This is a genomic window from Hominimerdicola alba (genome assembly GCF_900112155.1).
GTDB lineage: Bacteria > Bacillota > Clostridia > Oscillospirales > Ruminococcaceae > Hominimerdicola > Hominimerdicola alba_D.
The window spans coordinates 82,150-103,966 of sequence record NZ_FOKQ01000008.1 but is presented as its reverse complement, the minus strand read 5'-3'; the positions used below and the strand labels follow the sequence as shown (position 1 = coordinate 103,966).

The 21,817-nt window shown below is 46.2% G+C and carries 23 protein-coding genes and 1 riboswitch; of the genes, 8 read left to right on the top strand and 15 right to left on the bottom strand.

All coding sequences use genetic code 11. From position 1 onward, the window contains the following. Window positions 1-98: 98 nt before the first annotated feature. From plsY to BM265_RS06435, 8 genes are all read right to left on the bottom strand, one after another. Complete coding sequence (gene plsY / locus BM265_RS06470) at window positions 99-767, bottom strand: glycerol-3-phosphate 1-O-acyltransferase PlsY (RefSeq protein WP_074960739.1); 669 nt, start codon at window positions 765-767, stop codon at window positions 99-101. Window positions 768-789: 22 nt separating this feature from the next. Next, window positions 790-2,121, bottom strand: a complete 1,332-nt coding sequence (gene der, locus BM265_RS06465) for a ribosome biogenesis GTPase Der (RefSeq protein ID WP_074833371.1) — start codon at window positions 2,119-2,121, stop codon at window positions 790-792. A gap of 155 nt (window positions 2,122-2,276) precedes the next feature. After that, entirely contained in the window at window positions 2,277-2,459 is a 183-nt protein-coding gene (rpmF, locus tag BM265_RS06460; protein ID WP_024856397.1) for a 50S ribosomal protein L32, read from the bottom strand. 42 nt (window positions 2,460-2,501) lie between these two features. Next, on the bottom strand, window positions 2,502-2,966 hold the full coding sequence (locus BM265_RS06455) for a YceD family protein (protein ID WP_074960738.1): 465 nt from the start codon (window positions 2,964-2,966) through the stop codon (window positions 2,502-2,504). A gap of 99 nt (window positions 2,967-3,065) precedes the next feature. Beyond that, window positions 3,066-3,470, bottom strand: a complete 405-nt coding sequence (locus BM265_RS06450; protein ID WP_024856395.1) for a hypothetical protein — start codon at window positions 3,468-3,470, stop codon at window positions 3,066-3,068. Between the two features lie 71 nt (window positions 3,471-3,541). Beyond that, window positions 3,542-4,873: a glucose-6-phosphate isomerase gene (locus BM265_RS06445; protein WP_074960737.1), complete on the bottom strand. Its 1,332-nt coding sequence runs from the start codon at window positions 4,871-4,873 to the stop codon at window positions 3,542-3,544. Window positions 4,874-4,987: 114 nt separating this feature from the next. Further along, the gene (locus tag BM265_RS06440; protein ID WP_074960736.1) at window positions 4,988-6,151 is read right to left on the bottom strand and encodes a D-alanyl-D-alanine carboxypeptidase family protein; all 1,164 of its coding nucleotides are present in this window, start codon (window positions 6,149-6,151) and stop codon (window positions 4,988-4,990) included. 132 nt (window positions 6,152-6,283) lie between these two features. After that, window positions 6,284-7,960, bottom strand: coding sequence for an EAL domain-containing protein (locus tag BM265_RS06435; protein ID WP_074960735.1), 1,677 nt, complete (start codon window positions 7,958-7,960; stop codon window positions 6,284-6,286). A 298-nt stretch (window positions 7,961-8,258) separates the two neighbouring features. On the opposite strand from BM265_RS06435, the gene BM265_RS06430 reads away from it, so the two are divergent. Together BM265_RS06430 and BM265_RS06425 are read left to right on the top strand one after the other, a co-directional pair. Further along, a complete protein-coding gene (locus tag BM265_RS06430; protein ID WP_074960734.1) occupies window positions 8,259-8,990 on the top strand; it encodes an ABC transporter ATP-binding protein in 732 nt (243 codons plus the stop codon). A gap of 13 nt (window positions 8,991-9,003) precedes the next feature. Continuing rightward, complete coding sequence (locus tag BM265_RS06425) at window positions 9,004-9,930, top strand: SufB/SufD family protein (RefSeq protein WP_074960733.1); 927 nt, start codon at window positions 9,004-9,006, stop codon at window positions 9,928-9,930. A gap of 44 nt (window positions 9,931-9,974) precedes the next feature. Here the strand turns inward: BM265_RS06425 and BM265_RS06420 are convergent, their stop codons facing one another. Genes BM265_RS06420 through BM265_RS06390 form a run of 7 tightly spaced genes read right to left on the bottom strand, consistent with a single transcriptional unit; the run spans window position 9,975 to window position 16,510 of the window. Further along, window positions 9,975-10,469, bottom strand: a complete 495-nt coding sequence (locus BM265_RS06420) for a GNAT family N-acetyltransferase (RefSeq protein ID WP_074960732.1) — start codon at window positions 10,467-10,469, stop codon at window positions 9,975-9,977. A gap of 11 nt (window positions 10,470-10,480) precedes the next feature. Continuing rightward, window positions 10,481-10,975, bottom strand: coding sequence for a flavodoxin family protein (locus BM265_RS06415; RefSeq protein ID WP_074960731.1), 495 nt, complete (start codon window positions 10,973-10,975; stop codon window positions 10,481-10,483). A 29-nt stretch (window positions 10,976-11,004) separates the two neighbouring features. Beyond that, window positions 11,005-13,275 (bottom strand): DEAD/DEAH box helicase, encoded by a 2,271-nt coding sequence (locus BM265_RS06410; RefSeq protein WP_074960730.1) that lies wholly within the window; start codon window positions 13,273-13,275, stop codon window positions 11,005-11,007. Next, window positions 13,262-13,444 carry a hypothetical protein gene (locus BM265_RS06405; RefSeq protein WP_074960729.1) on the bottom strand — a complete coding sequence of 61 codons (183 nt, stop codon included), beginning with the start codon at window positions 13,442-13,444 and terminating at the stop codon, window positions 13,262-13,264. The genes BM265_RS06410 and BM265_RS06405 overlap by 14 nt, the downstream gene beginning before the upstream one ends. A 30-nt stretch (window positions 13,445-13,474) precedes the next feature. After that, on the bottom strand, window positions 13,475-13,693 hold the full coding sequence (locus BM265_RS20370) for a hypothetical protein (protein WP_074960728.1): 219 nt from the start codon (window positions 13,691-13,693) through the stop codon (window positions 13,475-13,477). Continuing rightward, window positions 13,674-14,990: an ATP-binding protein gene (locus BM265_RS06395; protein WP_074960727.1), complete on the bottom strand. Its 1,317-nt coding sequence runs from the start codon at window positions 14,988-14,990 to the stop codon at window positions 13,674-13,676. Before BM265_RS06395 ends, BM265_RS20370 begins: the two co-directional genes overlap by 20 nt. Beyond that, window positions 14,987-16,510, bottom strand: a complete 1,524-nt coding sequence (locus tag BM265_RS06390) for a TerB N-terminal domain-containing protein (protein ID WP_074960726.1) — start codon at window positions 16,508-16,510, stop codon at window positions 14,987-14,989. The genes BM265_RS06395 and BM265_RS06390 overlap by 4 nt, the downstream gene beginning before the upstream one ends. A 187-nt stretch (window positions 16,511-16,697) precedes the next feature. Further along, window positions 16,698-16,806: riboswitch (TPP riboswitch) on the top strand. Between the two features lie 51 nt (window positions 16,807-16,857). On the opposite strand from BM265_RS06390, the gene thiS reads away from it, so the two are divergent. The 6 genes from thiS to thiC are packed head-to-tail and all read left to right on the top strand — an operon-like array spanning window position 16,858 to window position 21,666. Continuing rightward, complete coding sequence (gene thiS / locus BM265_RS06385; protein WP_074960725.1) at window positions 16,858-17,052, top strand: sulfur carrier protein ThiS; 195 nt, start codon at window positions 16,858-16,860, stop codon at window positions 17,050-17,052. Then, complete coding sequence (gene thiF / locus BM265_RS06380) at window positions 17,053-17,688, top strand: sulfur carrier protein ThiS adenylyltransferase ThiF (protein ID WP_074960724.1); 636 nt, start codon at window positions 17,053-17,055, stop codon at window positions 17,686-17,688. A gap of 19 nt (window positions 17,689-17,707) precedes the next feature. After that, on the top strand, window positions 17,708-18,481 hold the full coding sequence (locus BM265_RS06375; protein ID WP_074960723.1) for a thiazole synthase: 774 nt from the start codon (window positions 17,708-17,710) through the stop codon (window positions 18,479-18,481). A gap of 12 nt (window positions 18,482-18,493) precedes the next feature. Beyond that, window positions 18,494-19,744: a 2-iminoacetate synthase ThiH gene (gene thiH / locus BM265_RS06370; protein WP_074960722.1), complete on the top strand. Its 1,251-nt coding sequence runs from the start codon at window positions 18,494-18,496 to the stop codon at window positions 19,742-19,744. After that, complete coding sequence (locus BM265_RS06365; RefSeq protein ID WP_074960721.1) at window positions 19,737-20,351, top strand: thiamine phosphate synthase; 615 nt, start codon at window positions 19,737-19,739, stop codon at window positions 20,349-20,351. The genes thiH and BM265_RS06365 overlap by 8 nt, the downstream gene beginning before the upstream one ends. Window position 20,352: 1 nt before the next feature. Then, window positions 20,353-21,666: a phosphomethylpyrimidine synthase ThiC gene (gene thiC / locus BM265_RS06360; protein ID WP_074960720.1), complete on the top strand. Its 1,314-nt coding sequence runs from the start codon at window positions 20,353-20,355 to the stop codon at window positions 21,664-21,666. The last annotated feature ends 151 nt before the right edge of the window (window positions 21,667-21,817 follow it).

Below are 21,817 nucleotides of genomic sequence, written 5' to 3'. Positions count from 1 at the left end.
TTGTGAAAATATTCTGAAATTATAGATCATTGGGATCATGTTGAAGCCATTATATCCCATATCAGTGAAAATCCTGTGTTGATAAAAAGAATTTTTGCTCAGCTATCCGCTTTCTTTTTCTGACCGAATTTGTTTTCGGTGCCGTTGAGAAGTCTCCTGATATTGGCGTGATGCAGAGAGATTATCAGAATGCATATCAGCACGCCCATAACGGTGTTGGGTATAACTGCGTAATTATCCTTGTAGACAAAATTCTGCAAAACGAAAGTGAAAGTGGGGTAAGCAATAGAAGCAAATATGGAACCTACCGATACATACTTTGTTGCAGCCAGCAGCGCCGCAAATACCACAAGTGCGCACAGACAAGTCAGGGGGTCGATGGCGAGAAGAGTAGTTGCCGCCAGCAGAACTCCCTTTCCGCCGTGGAATCCGTAGAATACAGGAAAACAGTGTCCCAGCATAACAAAGAGACCTGCCAGATATCCGATGAAATGGGGATCGCCAAAGAATTCAACACCCATGACCTTATGCACAAGCAGACGGCATACGACTACTGCGATAACGCCCTTGGCAAGATCACAGAGAAGTGTAGCCAGTGCGGGACCTTTGCCGTAAACACGCAGAACATTGGTCAGTCCTGCGTTCTTGCTGCCGTAATCGCGGATATCCTGTTTTTTCCATAATCTGCAAACGATTATGGCAGAATTCAGGCTGCCAAACAGGTACGAGAATACAACTGTAAATAATATAGCCAATACATCTTTCATATGTCAATATAGCTCCTGTCGGTCATTTAACGTCATCCCTGTCACGTTCTCTTATCTTGAAAACTATTGGCGTGCCGTCCAGAGAGAAAGTCTCACGGATCTGGTTTTCAATGTAACGCTGATAGGAAAAATGGAAAAGTTCTGCCCTGTTAACGAAGAACACAAATGAGGGCGGATTGGTGGATACCTGTGTCATGTAGTAGATCTTCAGACGTCTGCCCTTATCGGAGGGCGGCTGAACACGCTGAGTCGCATAGGCAAGAACTTCGTTGAGCTTACCTGTTGCGATACGTATGGAGTTCTTCTCCTTAACGTAGCGGATCATCTCAAAGAGCTTGTCTATACGCAGACCTGTCTTTGCGGAAACAAAAACGAAAGGCACATAGCTCATGAAGCTGAAATCGTCCTCAAGCTTTTTGCGGAACTCGTTCATGGTCTTGCCGTCTTTTTCTAGGGCATCCCACTTGTTTACTGCCACAACGCAAGCCTTGCCCTTTTCGTGAGCGTAACCTGCCACCTTGCTGTCCTGCTCGGTAAAGCCAACTGTTGCATCAATTACGATAACAGCAACATCGGCTCTGTCAACTGCCATATAAGCCCTTAGTACCGAATACTTTTCAACCGATTCCAGCACCTTGGATTTACGTCTTATACCCGCAGTATCGATGAATACGAATTTACCGAACTCATTTTCGATATCAGTATCTGTAGCATCGCGGGTAGTGCCTGCGATATCGGATACGATAACACGCTCCTCACCGCAGATACGGTTAATCAGCGAGGATTTGCCCACATTAGGCTTACCGATGACTGCTACCTTAACGGTCTCTTCATCGTCTTCCTCTTCAGTAACATCAGGCAGATATTTCAGCACTTCATCAAGCATATCGCCTGTGCCGTGACCATGCACCGATGATACAGGGAAAGGCTCACCAAGACCCAGATTATAGAACTCATAAAGCTCCATAGGAGGCTCACCCACGTTATCAACCTTATTAACGCAAAGCACAACAGGCTTGCCCGATTTAAGAAGCATCTGAGCAACTTCCATATCTGTGGAAGTCACACCGCTCTTGATATCGGTAACAAGTATTATAACATTAGCCGAGGTAATAGCCAGTTCGGACTGTCTTCTCATCTGAGAAAGAATGATATCATTGGATTCAGGCTCGATACCGCCTGTATCAACCAGCATGAATTCTCTTCCCAGCCACTCACATTTGCCGTAGATACGGTCTCTTGTGACACCGGGGGTGTCCTCGACTATGGAAAGCCGCTGACCTATAAGTTTATTGAAAAGCGTGGATTTGCCCACGTTTGGTCTTCCGACCACTGCAACAACAGGCAGAACCATTAATATCCTCCCCTTCCTTTATAACAAAACGCATATCTATTTTATTATAGCATATCTTTCTGAAAAAATCAACATCAAACTAAAAGGCAGAGGAAAATTTATTTCCTCTGCCCTGTTCAGTCATTGTTATTTAAGACTGTAAGGTACCAATAGGCTTATGCGTCCTTCTTGATGACCTCAACGCCCTTGTAATAACCGCAGTTCTTGCACACTCTGTGAGGCGAAGTCAGCTCGCCACAGTTGGAGCATCTGCTCAGTGCAGGCGCTTCAAGCTTCCAAACAGCTGAACGTCTTTTGTCACGTCTAGCCTTGGAGACTTTTCTCTTTGGTACTGCCATTTTGGCACCTCCTCTTCGGTAATAGTAACACCAGTCGTCAGATCAAAACGGATCTTTCGGGCAATCACAATCGCCATCATTCAGATCCTTGCCGCATTTGAAGCATAACCCTTTACAATCCTCTTTACAGAGTATCTTAGTGGGCAGCTGTAGCAGCAGGTCGGAAATGACCAGTTCATCAAGCTCGAGAACATTATCCTCACAGACAACATACTCATCATAATCATCGCGTCCGCTGTGGAGCTGTCTGACAAGTATATGACTGAGATCGTAGCTGTACTCACGCTCAAACTCTTTAAGACATCTGTCGCAGACCTGTGACAAAGTAAATACTACGTTAAAGCTCAGCGTTACAACGCCGGCACGATTCTCTACCATGCCCCTGACTGCTATCGGTGCTGTAAAATCATAAGATGAATACTCTCCGACTTCTTCGGGAGATATCCGGTAGTCAAACTCCTTGACCTCACCTACGATATCGAAAAGCTCTTTCAGATGTATTTTCATAGTACACCTCAAACATCACAAACTCCATTATAACTCGAAGTCAGTGATTTGTCAATAGTTTTTTTGATTTTTTTGCGCAATCAAATAAAATTTAACAAATTACTTGATAAATGCCTTTACCTGTGCAGGCAGTTCTTCAACATCAGCAGATACTGTGAACACGATGTTGATGTCCTTTGCCAGAACAGCGATCTTCTCAATAAGCTCACCCAGCTCGTCATAGTTTCTGCCGCCGATCTTCAGAATACCGTCAACAAAAATGTCCTGTATATCGTGATTGCCAGCCAGCAGACCTGCAACGAAACCATAGAAGGTCTCAAAGCTGGTGATGCCGTAATCCTCAGCATCAACAAGTCTTACACTGTGGGGGATATCGTAAGTGAGCTTCATGCCTCTCTCGATGCATACAACGTTGCCTGTTGCATTTTCTGCAGCCTTAACAATGGAGTCAACAAGTATCTTAGTCTTGCCTGTACCCTTTTTTCCCGGAATCAAATTAATCATAATAACTCTCCATTCTGCTTTAAAAGCATTTATTTTAAGCGGCGTTGCCGCATAATTTCTTTTTCTTTAAATTAACCCAGCTTTGCCTCAAGTGCAGCCTTCTGATCCTCATAGCCGGGCTTGCCCAGCAAAGCGAACATATTCTTCTTGTAGCTCTCAACGCCGGGCTGGTTGAAGGGATTTACACCCAGCATATAACCGGAGATTGCGCAAGCCTTCTCGAAGAAATAGATCAGCTCGCCGAGGTTCTCTTCGTCGATCTTGTCAACGTCGATGACCAGATTGGGAACGCCGCCCTCAGTGTGAGCGAGGATAGTACCCTCAAAAGCCTTCTGGTTAACAACGGACATATTCTGGTTAGAAAGGAAGTTCAGACCGTCTCTGTTCTCAGCATCCTCTTCAATGAAGAAGTCCTGCTTGGGGGTCTTGATGTTCACAACGGTCTCGAACATGAGGTTGGAACCATCCTGAATGAACTGACCCAGAGAGTGGAGATCGGTGGAGAAAGTAGCAGCAGAGGGGAATATGCCCTTGCCGTCCTTGCCTTCGCTCTCGCCGAAGAGCTGCTTGTACCACTCACCCATCAGTGTGAAAGCGGGATCGTAGGAAACCAGCATCTCAACGCTCTTGCCTTTTCTGTAAAGGATATTTCTTGCAGCAGCGTACTTGTAGCAGTCGTTGCCGTCGTCATTTGCGTACTTCTTCTGCGCGTTCTGTGCGCCCTTCATCAGAGCGTCGATATCGCAGCCTGCAACAGCGATGGGCAGCAGACCAACAGCGGTCAGAACGGAGAATCTTCCTCCAACATCATCGGGAACTACGAAAGTCTCGTAACCCATTTCATCGGAGAGTTCCTTAAGTGTGCCCTTAGCCTTATCGGTAGTAGCGAAGATACGCTCCTTAGCACCGTCCTTGCCATACTTGTCTTCCAGCAGCTTCTTGAATACTCTGAAAGCAAGAGCAGGCTCGGTAGTAGTACCGGACTTGGAAATAACGTTAACAGCTACATCCTTGCCCTCGCAGATGCTCAGTACTTCGTTGAGGTATGTAGCGCTTATATTGTTGCCGACAAAGTAGATGTCGGGGGTATCCTTCTTAAGATTGTTGTAGAACGGCGACTTGAGCAGTTCGATAGCAGCTCTTGCGCCGAGATAAGAACCACCGATACCGATAACGATAAGCACATCAGCAGTATCCTTTATCTTTTCAGCAGCAGCCTTGATCCTTGCGAACTCCTCCTTATCATAATCGGTAGGCAGTTCTACCCAGCCCAGGAAATCATTGCCGGGACCATTCTTGGCAGCCAGCGTGTTGTGAGCAGCAGTTACAGCAGGAGCGATAGCATCGAACTCATGAGCTGCAACAAAACCCTCAAGATATTTTGTTCTTAATGTAAGTGACATTCTAATCAGCCTTTCTAAATAAATTGCTTTAATTTATTATACAATATTTTTTATGACTTTGCAAGCCATTTCAGATAGACTTGTCACTTTTGTGTAATTCAGACAAAATATGTTTTAAATTTTTAGAAGATAATTCAGCAATATTTTCATACAAGATGCAAAGTTTTTCTGCTTTACACCATTTTTAGCCACCAGATCAGCAGAATATATGACCTGATCGCCGTATCTGCATTCGAGCTTTCCGCACACCTGCCCTTTCTTGACGGGGGCTGAAAGCTCTTTATCTTTATCGAAGCTGATATCAAAGCTATCCGATGAACCTTTTGGCACGACAACAGCAGGAACATCGCCGAAGTCAACGGAAACTTTGCTTTTTTCTCCCAGCAGCACCGGTATCTTTTCAAGCATATCATCCGTGATCTCGGGAGTATACAGCGAATACACATCGAAGCACATATCCAGCAGTTTCTTTGCAATATCATCGCACAGAGTACGGTCTGTACATCCAATAACAACCACTGCTATCTCCATTTTTCCGTGTTTGGCGGTGACGACAGTACATTCCCCTGCCGAAGATGAAGAACAGGCTTTTAATCCTGTTATACCTTTATATGTCCTGACAAGTCGGTTGAGGTTCACAAGCTCTGCTTTCCCGTCACGGACGTGGTCTATCCATGATGTAAAATATGATGTAAGTATATCATGCTTGACAAGTTCGGATGCCAAAATTGCTGTATCAGCGGCATTTGAGAGAGTTTTATCATCTAATCCGCATACATCTGCATAGGTCGTTGAAATCATATCAAGTGATTTTGCTTTACAATTCATTTCAGTTACAGCTTCATCAAGTGAGCCGAAAATATGCTCCGCCAAAGCGACCGCAGCATCGTTTGCATTGCTTATTGTGATTGCTTTTATAAGTTCCTCTACGGTTATTTTTTCATTTTTATCCAGCCATATCTGAGGTGCAGGCATTGAGTTAGCTTTTGCGGATACTGTTACTGTATCCATCAGGGAAAGTTCATCGTTTTCCAGCTTTTCAGCCGCAAGTAATGCAAGCATCAGTTTTGTAAGGTGAGATATCTCGCATACTTTGGCTGAGTTTTTCTCCATCAGCACCTGACCTGTTGAACATTCAACGGCGATTATTTCCTCCGCAGGCATGGCTTCAAGCATATCATCAACTGATAAAGTCTCTGCGGCAGAATTTTTCGGCACGAGTAAACAAAGCATGGTCAGACACACGAACAGTATAAAATATTTTTTGATATTCTCCATAGCAAGTCCTCCTTCTTTGTTTGATTATATGGCAGTTTGTCCCGGATAATGACCTGCTGTTCCTGCAAAGATTTTTTTAGAACATTCGGACGCAAAAAACAGCACCTCTTTTCAGAGATGCTGCAAATATCTTTATTTGATTATCACGCCTGTTTCAAGTCGTTTTTCAAATACTTCCACCGGGAGAGGTTTATCGAAGTAGAAGCCTTGGGCGATGTCACAGCCGTTCTTTCTCAGTACTTCGACCTGATTTACGGTCTCAACGCCCTCAGCGATTATTGCCAGACCCATCTCACGCGCCATAGCAACAACGTACTTGAACATGACGCTTGTGGGACTGTGTTCGTCATCTTCATCCGCAGGAACTATACTCTTGTCGATCTTCAGCACGTTCCAGGGTATCTCTTTAATGAGTTTCAGTGACGAATATCCGATGCCGAAATCGTCAACGGAAGTCGATATTCCCTGCTTCTGAAGACCGCTTACAACTCGTTTAAGGTCTTTGAACTCAACGTCTGTAGTGGTCTCGGTCAGTTCTATCTCGAAAAGGTCGTGGGGGACATCGTACTTATCTACGATATCCAGCAGATGCTGTACAAGGTCAACATCCAGCATATGCTTGCGGGAAAGGTTCACGGAGATGCGCACAACGTTTTTGCCCTCGTCTAACCAGCGCCTGATATCACGGCATACGTGCTCGATCATATAGAAGTCCAGCTTGCATATATCCATGGACTGTTCAAGTATCGGTATAAATTCAATCGGATGTATAAGTCCGTCATCCCTTGCCCAGCGGCAAAGTGCTTCCGCACCTACGATAGTGCCGTCGGTTATGGAGACCTTTGGCTGGTAGTAGACCTTGAATTCTTCCTTTTCGATGGAGACGGGCAGAAGATGCTGTATTGAAGCTATCCGCTGTCTGATCTTCATAAGCTCGGAATCGTAGAAAATTACATCGTCACGGCCTGCGGTCTTTGCCAGACTTGATGCGGGCATGACCTTGTCCATAACATCATCGAGAGATCTAAGATCAAAATCATCATCAAACACGAAGATGCCTGCGGTGGCACTGACATTGATACGCTCGCTGAAACCGTCGCCGAAAGTTATTATCGTACCTTTGAGATATCGTATAACATCATCCACTTTTTTGGCAGACATAAGCATGATGAAATTATCTCCGCCCATTCTGCAGACAGGTAAAGGATGATCCTTTATCTTTTCAAGCCCGTCAACGAAACCGCGCATGACAGCATCGCCGTTTTCTCTTCCAACCTGATGATTTACACCCTGAAAATGTTTCAGGTTGAACTGAGCGGCAGCAAGACCTTTCAGCTGGTTCTCAGCGGCGAGCTTTATAAGCTGTGTACCGAAATACCTGAGGTTATGGTAACCGTCTTCATCATTGAAAGCATATTTCTTTGCCACCTGATTTACGACGAAACTGCTGGTAAACATATACAGTATGGATACCATCAGATCTAGTCTGTTATGTACCCTGTCAGTCCAGGGCTCAGTGCCTTTTTTATGGTGGATCGTATATATCAGCGCCCCTGAACCGCCGGTTATCTTCTTTATTCTGATGAAGTCGTCATCGGTCTCGCCGCCGTTGCAGAGGATATGGGTCTTTTTATCATCAGTACCTACCAGTGTGACGCTTGAATAGACATCAACTTTCATTGAGCCTACATTGGATAATCTGCATATATCCTTTATCGCATCAGCTATGGATTCAGTCTCAAGAGGGTTTTTGAGCTCAGACATTCGCTTTATGAAATACTGAAAAGCCTCTACTATGTCAGTCAGCATTGAGACCACACCCTTTCATAAATTATCATAATGGTCCGGATATTGTTTGACAATTTCCGATATTCGCAATAAATATATAACATTATACCATATTTTGCAAATGATTTCAAGAGTTTTCAGAGGATTTCATAAAAAATTATGACAAAAAAACCTCTAAAATATATTAATAAATTAACACATAGTGAAATTCAGGTCATTAATAAAAAATCTATTGTAAAATGGAGAATAATGTGATATAATAGCAAAGTGAGTTTTATGAAACATAAATTGAAAATCAATGATGAAAGGACACATAAAAATGCTGAAGCTTAATAATATCTCTTTCAGCGCCGTTGACGGCGGAAAAACTTCCGACATCATTCGCGGGATAGATCTTGAGATCCCCGATAATAAATTCGTTGTTATAACAGGCCCCAACGGCGGAGGAAAATCTACTCTTGCCAAGATAATCGCGGGCATAGTTCAGCCCTCAGGCGGCAGACTTGTATTCAATGATACCGATATCACTGATATGAGCATAACCGACAGGGCAAAGGCTGGCATAGGCTTTGCTTTTCAGCAGCCTGTACGTTTCAAGGGTCTGACTGTTCTTGACCTGCTGCGTATCTCCGCGGGCAAGAATCTTTCGGTATCAGATGCATGTTCCTATCTTTCTGAGGTTGGTCTCTGTGCTAAGGATTATATCAAGCGTGAAGTAAACGCTTCTCTTTCGGGCGGCGAGCTCAAGAGGATCGAAATAGCTACTGTTATGGCAAGAGATGTAAAGCTTGCTGTATTTGATGAGCCCGAGGCAGGTATTGACCTGTGGAGCTTCAATAATCTTATCAGGATCTTTGAAAATATGCGTAAGTCGGACAAGAGCAGGACTGTTGTTGTAATATCACATCAGGAAAGACTTCTGAAGATAGCAGACGAAATAATCGTTCTTGCAGACGGCAAGCTTGTAAGAAGAGGTTCTGCTGAAGAGGTACTGCCCGAGATAATGCAGAGCAATTATGCACAGACTATCTGTCCTAAGATAGAAGAATAAGGAGGCGATGGAGATGCTGAAAATGGACGCTGTACAGAAACAGCTTTTAGAGGAAGTCGCAGAACTTCACGACATACCCGAGGGCGCTTACAATCTCCGCGCCAACGGTGAATCTGTTGGAAGAAATTCAACAGCTAATATTGAGATCGTGGGCAAAACAGATGTCAGCGGTATCGATATAAAAATAAAATCAGGCACAAAGAACGAGAGCGTACACATACCTGTAGTACTCAGCGAGAGCGGTCTGAAAGAGACTGTTTACAATGATTTCTATGTTGGCGAGGACTGCGATGTTCTGATAGTAGCAGGCTGCGGTATCGACAACTGCGGAACTCAGGATTCCGAGCATGACGGTGTTCACAGATTCTTTGTGGGCAAGAATTCAAAGGTAAGATACGTTGAAAAGCACTACGGTTCAGGCGATGGTACAGGCAAGAGAGTTCTCAACCCCGTAACTGAAGTATATATGGAAGAAAACAGCACCGTCGACATGGAGATGGTACAGATCAAGGGCGTTGATTCCACTGACAGAAAGACTATCGCTGAGCTGAAAGCAGGTGCAAAGCTGAATGTCCGTGAAAGACTTATGACCCACGGCGAGCAGCAGGCTCTCAGCACTTATCAGGTATCTCTCAACGGTGACGGTTCAGCTGCTGATGTGGTATCGAGATCGGTTGCAAGAGATAGTTCCTATCAGAAGCTTGACCTTTGTGTAAACGGCAACGCTGCCTGCACAGGTCACACCGAATGTGATTCCATCATAATGGATAACGGTAGGATACTTGCTGTTCCATCACTTGAAGCTAACTGCATAGATGCGGCGCTTGTTCACGAGGCTGCCATCGGAAAGATAGCAGGCGAACAGCTTATCAAGCTGATGACACTTGGTCTTACCGAAGCTGAGGCTGAGGAACAGATAATCAACGGATTCCTTAAATGATTAATATGAAAAACGCACACGTTACAATCGTGTGCGTTTTTGTTTTACAAATGTTTTTCCATAAGCAAAAAGCTGCCTTTGCGCCAATGGGCTGTGCCGACTTCGGTGTAGCCGCGGGCACGGTACAATGATAGAGCAAAGGGGTTTTCGGTGAAGACATCAAGTCTTATGGTGTCTATACTTTTCCTGCGAAGCTCATCCTCTATGTGGGCAAGAGTGCGCCCCGCGATGCCTTTGTTCTGATATTTCGGTGCTACGCAGAGACGGTGTATCACGCGAAAATCACTGTCGGGGTATTGCCAGTTTCCGTTGGAATACTGCTCGTCATAATCCTTGCTTACAGCATAAACTACTGCGATATCACCATCTGCTGTTCCGACGAAGAGAGTATTATTCTCAATATCGGACAGAAAGTCTTCTCGCGATGGATAGACAGAGTCCCACTGGAAAATACTGTGCAACTCCATCTCGGCTATGGCTGAGGTGATGACCTCGCATATAGCATCAATATCTTCATGTACGGCTTTTCTGTAGGTCATGATCGTACTTGTCAGCCTAAGCTTTTCAGCTTTTCGCAGAAATCGGATATCTTCTGTTCGTTAGCGGGGTCGGGCTTGTCCTTGGGGTCAACAAGGTAAAGTTCAGCCGCCACAGTATCAACACCCAGATAACCTTTCAGCTTTATGAGAGCCTTGTCGCCGCCTGCCGCTGTGAAACAGCTGATAAAAGCAAAAGTCTTGCCTTTGAGAGATGTGAGATTTTCCTGGATAAATGTACGCAGGGGCGGTGCGATCGTGTTAGCCCAGACAGGCGAACCGAAGATTATAAGATCGTATTTTTCAGCGTTGAAGGAATATGGCTGGAGTTTTGGCTTTTCGCCCATAACTACGCTTTTTCCGCCCCAGAACAATTTTGCAAAACCCTTATCGGGGTACGCCTTTACAGGGTGGACAGGGATAAGATCTGCACCGATATTTTCAGCTATCTTATTAGCTGCAAGTTCGGTGTTGCCGTTGAGAGAATAATAGACTATTGCTGTTTTCATTTTTTTACTCCTTTTGTGTTATCTTTTTTTCAGCCGAAGCTGTTAATTTCATTTTTGCTGTCGCCGAAAAATCTGTCGCACCAACTGTTCACTGCATTCAGCATACCGTCGATATCCAGCACGCCGTAGGCAAATCCTCTGCGCACCAGTTCAGCAGGCAGAAATTCATCGTACTTCTCAAACAGCGGAACTTCCTTAGGATAGACAAGTTCCATGGGGTCGATGGGTCGCGCGGCTTCTTCACGCAGGGTGCTGAAAAACGTGTACTCGTCAGCCGCCATGGTGAATTGGATAAAATATGGACGACAACTGTCAAGCCCGCGCATACGCAGTTTTTCTCTGCACCTTACGTTTAGAAAACGCTCCAGCGCAAAGAAAGAGTAGGTTCCCAGCCATGGGAAAAGTGCCCACATATCTCCGCCGAGATTGATTAGATTCTCGCAGACGATACCTGAATTTCTTGCAGAAAATCTAGCCTGTGAAAGACGTGCTGCGGCGTTTTTCATAAGGTAAGGATAGGTCTTGTCCTCACAGAGGACTTGCTTCATGCGCTCGAGTATCTTTGTGTTGATGTCACCGGGACAGTCACCGAAATAGGCAGGAACTTTGCCTTTGACAGGCTCGCAGAAGACCAGATGACGCTTGCGGTCAAGCTCGGTGACGATCCACACCTGACCTGCAATGGCGATCTTTTCACCCACAGGGGGAGGCATAACAAGAGTGCCAAGCTCCTGTGATTCACACCTGACAGTGTACTCCTCGTTCTCCTGAAATACGGCAAAAAATCGGAAGTTATTCACTATCCGCTCCCCTGCCAGACCAACTATCAATCCGCCCTCATCGGTACGCTGGATATGATCGGTTTCGATGAGGTGGCGAAGAAGTATCTTGTAATCCTCGGGGGATATGCGGTGGAAATATTTCAGCGTAAGCACCCGCTGTGCAAGCTGGGCTGGGGTAAGCTCACCGCATGATGCCAGGGTACTCATGGTCTGGTGATAAAGCAGGCTGAAAGGCAGTCGGTCAAGCCGCGGAGGCTCAACCCATCGCTCTTCGAGATAGACCTGCACCAGCGCTATGCCCTGCAATAGTTTCCAAGGGACTGTAGATGGGAGCATCGTCCTTGGTTCGGGCATATCCTCGCGTATAACGAACCACATTTCTGGCGGAAGGTCGCGCCTGCCTGTGCGTCCCATTCGCTGTAAAAATGAGGATACGGTGAATGGTGCATCTATCTGGAAAGCACGTTCAAGCCTGCCTATATCTATGCCAAGTTCAAGGGTAGCAGTAGTTACAGTTGTCATCTGAACGTCATCGTCTTTCATGGCAGTTTCGGCAGTCTCACGGTAGCTTGTGGAAAGATTTCCGTGATGGATAAGAAAACGGTCGCGCTCGTGCTTTGCCTCGCAGTATGACCTGAGAGTTGTGGTCACTGCTTCGCATTCTTCACGGGAATTTACGAAAACAAGGCACTTCTTTCCGCGGGTATGTTCAAACACATAACCCATGCCGGGGTCGGCGTTTTCGGGAGCTTTGTCAGTAGCATTTTCAAGTACAGGCAGAGCCTTTTGATCGGGTTTTCCGTCGGCTGCCTGTACGTTGCTTATATAGAAATGCTCCATGGAAAGCCGCCATTTTGAGCCTTTTGCTTCTATCTTCGGGACAGCCGTGCGCCTGCCCGTGCCGTAGGAAAGAAACTCACCTGCTGCCTTTGGATCACCTATAGTGGCGGAAAGTCCTATCCTGCGTGGGTTGACACCCGCCTGTCTGCAAAGGCGTTCAATAAGACAGAGGGTCTGCCCGCCCCTATCACCCCGCATTAGGGAATGAAGCTCGTCGATAACGATAAATCTAAGGTCACCGAAAAGCTTTACCAACGCCGAATGACGGCGTATCAACATAGCTTCCAGAGATTCGGGCGTTATCTGCAGTATACCCGATGGGTTCTTCATCATCCGCGCCTTGTGGGACTGCGCAACATCGCCGTGCCAGTGCCAGACAGGTATTCCTGCGTCCTCGCAAAGGTCATTAAGGCGGGAAAACTGGTCGTTTATCAGGGCTTTCAGGGGACCGATATAAATAGCTCCCACTGAACTGGGCATATCCTCGGAAAACAACGTGAGTATAGGAAAAAACGCGGCTTCTGTCTTGCCCGAAGCAGTAGATGCCGTAAGCAGCAGATTATCATCTGTATTAAAGATTACATCCCCCGCAGCAGCCTGTATCGCCCTGAGGCTTTCCCAGTTATTGCGGTAAATGAAATCCTGCACAAATGGTGCATAGCGATCAAAAACGTTCATTATCTGTCCTTTCCTTCAAAAGCAGTATCTTCATTTTTCTTCTGAAGTTCCTGCGCTGGCAAACTTTTTCCCTGTACCAGACTTTGTTGTGATTATTGCACCAGCAGGCGTATTTTCTGTCGAAACTATCCTCTTCGGTCATGTGCTTGTGGATATTTCCCTTGGTCATCTCGTACCTCTCAAATCATTCAGATAGCTGTCAGTTTCTTCGTGTGACTTGAATATCACGATATTTCTGCTGTATTTTTTCTAACAGACCGTATATCTGCGGAAGCTGATTATCACGAAATCCCTTTATGAAGCATTCAAATTCGGGGTCGAATTTTTCTTCTGTCCACGGCATATTGTTGTGCTTTTTGCCGACCACAAACAGCCTATGACTATCGACTTTTTCGATATCATATCTCGAACTCCGCAAAGTCGGTCTCAGCAGTTTCCTCTTCGGCTGCGGGCTTTGAATATTCAATACCACCCGACGCTATGAAATCCGATATCTCAAGTGCAGGATTCTGATATACGATATCAAGCAGTTCGATGAAATCGCGTATGACCTCTCGTGGTGTGATGTGGCTGTCAGCGCCTATCCTGCCGAACTCTGTCTTTATAAATGTTATCATATCCGCCTGAGTTATCCTCTGTTCATAGCCGAAAAGCTGAGCGTGTATGTCAGCAAGTTTTTCTGTCAGCACCAGCATTTCTTCATAGGTCAGCGGAACAAGATGTATAACAGGTGCAAGCATATCCCGAATGCCCTCGCGCCCGAAACGACCCTCAGCCAGCCTTGACCTAAGAGCTTCATAGCTGTAAACGCCGCGTCGGGTGTCCTCGATACACTGAGGAGTACCGCCCATTATTATACCCAGATACTTCGCCTTGCCCTGCAAAGTATCGTTGTACATTGTGAGTATCTTTTCGTAATTGTACTGGCGGGTGATGGCATTGGGTATCTTGTATATGTTCACAAGCTCGTCCACCAGCACCAGCAGACCGCTGTAACCCGCCTTTTTCAGGAACGTGGCAAAAAGCTTGATGTACTCGTACCAGTCATCATCGGTGATAACGATGTTTACTCCCAACTCGGTTTTGGCTTCCGTCTTGTTGACGTATTCACCTCGGAACCACTTCACTACCTTTGCTTTCTGTTCATCGTCACCCGATACAGATGCGCGGTAATATATGGTCAGCAGTTTTGCAAAATCAAAGCCGTGTACCATCTCGTTGAGGGCGTTTATGACCTCAAATATTTTCTTTTCAACGACTGCCGAAAACTCGGGTGAGGATATATCAAGTCCGCTTTCGGCTGCGGCTTCGGACTGGACACCGCTTATCCATCTGTCAAGTATCAGAGTAAGCGCACCGCCGTCGGGGCGGGTCTTGGTGGACATATTCCGTATAAGTTCCTTGTAGGTCGCCAGCCCCTGACCCTTTGTTCCCTGCAAACGTCTTTCGGGAGAAAGGTCGGCATCCACCACAACGAAATTTCTGTCCATTACGTGACTGCGTATGGTCTGTAAAAGGAAGCTTTTGCCGCTGCCGTATTTGCCGACTATGAACCTGAATGAAGCACCGCCCTCTTCGATTATATCAACATCGTGAAGCAGTGCATCTATCTCCACCTCTCTTCCCACGGTGATATAAGGCAGACCTATCCTCGGCACAACTCCGCCTTTCAGCGAATTGATAACAGCCTGCGCTATCCTCTTGGGTATCTTCATGGAAGTATCATTCCTTTCAGTTCTTCTTCATAATCTTCGATGACAGCTGGGGTATCGCCGTCAAATTCGATAACCGTATCGGCAAATATATCGTAAAGTTTTTCGTTTATACTGTCCGCCATGACAGAGGGCATTGACCCCACATTTTTTGCGGCAGACTGGTAGTCGCCGCCGTAAAGCAGTGCCTGCATGAAAGCATACTCGCCATTGTCAAGGGGTGTGGTATTCTCTTGCACACTTTCATCGGGAGATTCTTCTTGTACATCAGACTGAGAAAGTATTTCCTCTTCAAAATCTTCTTCATCGACAATAAGTTTCTCCCGGGTGATATCAGCGGCACGGCGGATACTTCCAAGTTTTGAAAGGTCGATATCTACCCGCATCGCCTCGGCACGCTTTTTCTCTTCAAGCAGGATATCCGTCTGTTCGGTGATGATTTTTGAAAGCTGCTTTGTGATATCCGTGGTTTGAAGCTGTTTTTTGAAATCGTACTTTCTGCGCATCAAACTGTCAACAGCCCTAAGAAACTGTCCGACTTCCTTATTGCCGTAAGGTTTGCCTGCGTAGCCCTCAGTGAACCATTCGCCGCCCCTGCAAAAACAGCGGCGGACATCGTCTATAACAACGGAATTCTGAGGTGATGAACGGTAATAGCAGAACACTGCTGAGTTAAACATCTGATGGACGCTGATAGTGCTTTTTCCAAAGAATTTTTCAAACAGGGTCTTTTTGCGGTGAGCGCCGTAATAGTCTGAGAATACCTTGTAACTCCGCACCGCAACGGCACGGAAATCCTCGGGATAAGCTTTGTAAAAAGCGGATTTTTCGGCATTGTAAGATGACATTACACAAAGGGCGGAGAAAACTTCATCGTCAGTGTGGCTATCTGTATCAAGCAAAACGCATAGCGCATCATCAAACTCAAAGATACCGCTGTTCTTTAGCAGAACGATATCCAGCCCGTAATATATGACCATATCATCAAGCCACGCAGAAGCGAATCTCTTCAGCTTTGGCTGTATTTCGCCATAATGTTCAAGCAGAGTTTTCAGCCTGTCATATCCCTCTCGGGGATTTTTCACTCCGATGAGATTTATCAGCTCATAGATATAGACAAATATGTAGGAAAGGCTGATATCCCTGTACTCGCCGCGCCTGATGCATGTGCGCCATGTGAAGTAGGTGCGCTGCTGTTCAAGGGTCATATCATTATAGGTGGGGAAATAATGTTCAAATGGAACTTCTTTCTCAAAATCATCCTCGAAATCTGCCATGAAACTGCCCTGCTTGCCGAAAAGCCATTCACGCGAGCGCCACTGCGCTTCGGGAGAATAAACCATTCTGCGCATTTCCATAAGCTGAGCAGGGGTGTCATCTTTGGGCGGGACTATATCACGAACGAGCTGAGATGCGCGTTTTAGTATGGGTTCATCGCGGTATACTTTTTCGCCGAGAGTTTTGCTTTCACGAAGCTTTGGGTCGCCCATTATAAGTTCGATAAGATCATCGATATTCTTCACGCGCCCACCTCCGTTCACAACATAAGTTAATCAATTAATTATAGCACAAATCTTTCCCAAATTCAAGTGCGGGCAGTACGTTTCAACGGACAGTAAAACAATTTTACGGCAATTTGTAAAAAAATCCCTGAAATTTCCGTTAAGTACTTGATTTTTGAATTGAACAGTGCTATAATATCAGTGTTAAAATTTATATAAGGGGAGCTTGTAGACAGGCTGAGAGGATAGCGACTGAGCTATCGACCCGTAACCTGATTTGGATAATGCCAACGTAGGGAATATGATACCGAATTTTCGGGGGACTGTTTTTTGCGTGCAGTCCCCCTTTTTTGTTGGGAGGAATGAACATGGTAAAGCTTAACGGAGAACAGCGTGAGCTTTCGGGCAAGACCGTCACCGAAATACTGAACGAGAACGGCTATGACCCTAAGCGTGTTGCTGTGGAACTCAATCTTGAGATAGTACCGAAATCGCAGTACGACAGCATGATTTTAAAAGACGGCGATTCCGTTGAAGTTGTAAGCTTTGTGGGGGGCGGCTAGATGATACCCTCTAAAGAAGAAATGTACTCCGCGCTGGAAGAACGTCACGGAAAAGAATTGCAAAGACGATTCGCTGAATCGGCGGTTGTGATATGCGGTCTTGGTGGTCTGGGCTCAAATGTTGCTGTCAGCCTTGCGCGGGCAGGTGTGGGAAAACTTCACCTTATCGACTTTGACAAGGTGGATATCTCAAACCTGAACAGACAGCAGTATTTTCCCGATCAGCTGGGACAGTACAAGTCAGACGCTCTTGCGGATACGCTAAGACGTATAGCGCCATACTGCGATATCACTTCTCGGACAGTAAAGCTTGATGAAAGCAATATACCTGAACTACTGGCGGATTTCCCCATAATCTGCGAATGTTTCGACAATGCCGAACAAAAAGCCATGCTTGTTAACACGGTACTGGAATATTTCCCGGGAAAAAAGCTGGTAGCCGCGTCGGGAATGGCGGGACTAGGAAGTGCGAATACAATAGTCACCCGCAGGATAGCAAAAAATTTCTGGCTGTGCGGTGACGGAAAAAGCGATGTGGGCGGCGGACTTGGGCTTATTTCTGCCCGAGTTGCAGTGTGCGCCGCACATCAGGCAACGATGGTACTAAGGATAATTTCGGGTGAAGAAGAAGCCTGATAACGAAAGGACGATATAAATGGAAAACAATGACAAGCTCGTCATAGGCGGGCGCGAATTCAATTCAAGATTCATACTGGGTTCGGGAAAATATTCCCTGTCGCTGATAAAGGCGGCAGTTGAAAACGCAGGTGCTGAGTTGATCACACTGGCTGTAAGACGTGCAAACACCAAGGAGCACGAGAATATCCTTGACCATATCCCCGAGGGAGTTACTCTCCTGCCAAATACATCGGGTGCAAGAAATGCCGAGGAAGCTGTGCGCATAGCAAGACTTGCAAGAGAACTGGGCTGCGGTGATTTCGTAAAGATCGAGATAATGCGCGATACAAAGTATCTTCTGCCCGATAACGCAGAGACCATCAAAGCCACAGAGATACTTGCAAATGAAGGATTCATCGTAATGCCATATATGTATCCCGATCTGAACACTGCAAGAGATCTTGTGAATGCAGGTGCGGCTTCGGTAATGCCTCTGGCTTCTCCCATCGGCTCAAACAAGGGTCTTGCAACAAGAGATTTCATACAGATACTTATTGACGAGATAGACCTGCCCATAATCGTTGATGCTGGCATCGGCAGACCCTCACAGGCTTGTGAGGCTATGGAGATGGGTGCGGCTGCAGTAATGTCCAACACAGCCCTTGCAACTGCGGGCGACCTGCCTATGATGGCAGATGCTTTCCGCAAGGCAGTTGAAGCGGGCAGACAGGCTTACCTTTCAGGTCTCGGCAGAGTTCTTGTAAGAGGCGCATCGCCCTCGGATACTCTGACAGGTTTCATCAGGGACTAAGGGGTGAAGATGATGGAAAACAATTTTCTGTTTGATTCCGAAGGTCTTTCCGAGGAAGCTTTAAAACGTAAACACAAGCTGGAAAATGACCCCTCTTGCCGTACCGACCATATGAAATATATGGATGACCAGGAGCAGATAAAAAGCGATATCCTTGAAAAAGTAATGGCGGAGTTTGACAGCTATGATTACAGCGCTTATACCGTCCTTGATGTATCCCGCGCTTTGCAGAAAAACACTATAGGTGTTGAGGAATTCAAAGCCCTGCTATCTCCCGCGGCTGAACCTTTTCTTGAGCAGATGGCAGAAAAAGCCCGAATTGAGACACGCAAGCATTTCGGCAACACAGTTTACCTTTTCACACCGCTGTACATTGCCAATTACTGTGAGAACTACTGCGTTTACTGCGGATTCAACTGCTATAACCATATCCGCAGAATGAAGCTCAGCATGGAGCAGATAGAACACGAAATGAAAGTAATCGCTGACAGCGGCATGGAAGAGATACTTATCCTTACAGGCGAAAGCAAGATCATGAGCGATGTAAAATACATCGGTGAAGCCTGCAAGCTTGCAAGAAAGTATTTCCGCATGGTTGGTGTTGAGATCTATCCCGTGAACGTTGAGGACTACAAGTATCTTCATGAATGCGGTGTTGATTATGTCACTGTTTTTCAGGAAACATACGACAATGTCAAGTACGAAACTCTCCACCTTGCAGGACACAAGCGCGTGTGGCCTTACCGTTTTGAGGCTCAGGAAAGAGCCCTCATGGGCGGCATGAGAGGTATCGCAGGTTCGGCATTGCTGGGACTTTCGGATTTCAGAAAAGATGCTCTCGCGACAGGTCTGCATATGTATTATCTGCAAAGAAAATACCCCCATGCTGAGATATCTCTGTCATGTCCGAGACTTCGTCCCATAGTCAACAACGACAAGATCAACCACATGGACGTTGGCGAAAGACAGCTTTGTCAGGTACTGTGCGCTTACAGACTTTTCTTGCCTTTTGCAGGGATAACAGTTTCCTCACGTGAGACAAAAAGCTTCCGCGACGGCATAGTAAAGATAGCCGCTACAAAGATATCCGCAGGTGTTTCAACGGGTATAGGCGACCACGAAAGCAAGTACACAGGCAAGGAAAATACCGAAGAGGGCGACGAGCAGTTCGAGATAGCTGACACAAGAAGCTTCGACACAATGTACAAGGATATGTCTGCTGAGGGCTTACAGCCTGTACTCAATGATTATCTTTATGTGTAAGATAATCTGTATAACCAACCGAAAGCTGTGCCGCAGAAGTTTTCCCGAACAGCTGAAAAATATCACGGCGGCTCGTCCTGATATGGTGATACTACGTGAAAAGGATATGTCCGAAAAGGAGTATTCCGAACTAGCAGAAAAATCAGCTGAGATTTGTAAAGGATACGGAGTGCCTTTTGCTGTGAACAGTTTCTGGAAAACAGCTGCAATGCTCGGTATAAAAAGAGTACATCTTCCACTGCACCTACTGCGTGAAATGACCCCCGAGGAAAAAGCGCAATTCGATATAATTGGAACTTCCTGCCACTCAAAAGATGATGCAATTGAAGCAGAATCGCTGGGAGCAGGATACATAATCGCGGGACATATTTTTGAGACCGACTGCAAAAAAGGTCTTGCGGGTCGCGGTCTGGGATTTCTTGAAGAAGTCAAAGAATGCGTGGATATACCCGTGTATGCAATAGGCGGGATATCCCCCGAAAATGCCGCAGATTGTATACGTACAGGTGCAGACGGCATCTGCCTGATGAGCGGATTCATGCAGGCGGAAGACGTGTCCGCTTATATGGAAAATTTAAAGAATAATATAAACCGAAAGGAAAAGTAAAATGAGAGAATATTACACACAGATGGAAGCTGCCAAGAAAGGCATAATCACACCTGAAATGAAAATCGTTGCAGAAAAGGAGTACATCGACCCCGAAGAGCTCCGCGCACTGGTAGCTAAGGGCGAGGTCGCTATCCCCTGCAACATCAATCACAAGTCTATATCCCCCGAGGGCATTGGCACAAAAATGCGTACCAAGATAAACGTAAATCTTGGTATCTCTGGCGATGCAAAGAACTACGAGACCGAGATGAAAAAAGTCGACATGGCTCACAAGTTCGGTGCTGAGGCTATAATGGATCTTTCAAACTACGGCAAGACCAACACTTTCCGCAAGCAGCTGGTGGAAAAATCCCCTGCAATGATAGGTACTGTTCCTATGTACGACGCCATTGGATATCTTGAAAAAGACCTTCTTGATATCACAGCCGAGGATTTCCTGAAAGTTGTCCGCGCCCATGCAGAAGAGGGTGTTGACTTCATGACTATCCATGCAGGCATCAACAGACGCGCCGTTGAAGCTTTCCGCCGTGAGGGCAGAAAGATGAACATCGTTTCCCGTGGCGGTTCACTGCTTTTCGCCTGGATGATGATGACAGGCAACGAAAATCCTTTCTACGAGCACTATGACGAAGTACTTGATATCCTCCGTGAATATGACGTTACAATAAGTCTCGGTGACGCACTCCGCCCCGGCTGTATCGATGATTCCACCGATGCGGGACAGATATCCGAACTTATCGAACTTGGTGCGCTGACACTCCGCGCATGGGAAAAGGACGTTCAGGTAATGGTAGAGGGTCCCGGACACATGGCGATAAATGAGATCGCTGCAAACATGACATTCCAAAAGCGCATATGTCACAACGCACCTTTCTATGTGCTGGGTCCTGTTGTTACCGATATCTTCCCGGGATATGACCATATCACCACAGCCATCGGCGGTGCTATCGCGGCATCAAGCGGTGCAGATTTCCTCTGCTATGTTACCCCTGCGGAGCATCTTCGTCTGCCCGATGTCAACGATGTTAAGGAAGGCATAATCGCTTCCAAGATAGCAGCCCATGCTGCCGATATCGCAAAGGGTGTACCCCATGCCCGCGACAAAGACAACGCTATGGCAGAAGCAAGACATAAGCTTGACTGGGACGAGATGTTCAAAATAGCCGTTGACCCCGAAAAGGCTCGCGAGTACTTTGAAAGCACTCCCCCTGCTGACAGACACACCTGCTCCATGTGTGGCAAAATGTGCGCTGTAAGAACTACAAACATGATCCTCGAAGGCAAGAAAGTCGAGTTCTGCTCGGAGCTGTGATATCAAATGAGTTCGATGTAGAAATTAAGTGGCAACTGCAAAAGAGGAGAGCTTTGGGTCAAGTGTTACGCGTCAACAAACCAGCGACCAAAACAAAGCTATGCCGCGAAGGGAGCTTTGGCTCAAGCCTTTCGCGAAAGGCTTGCGGGGA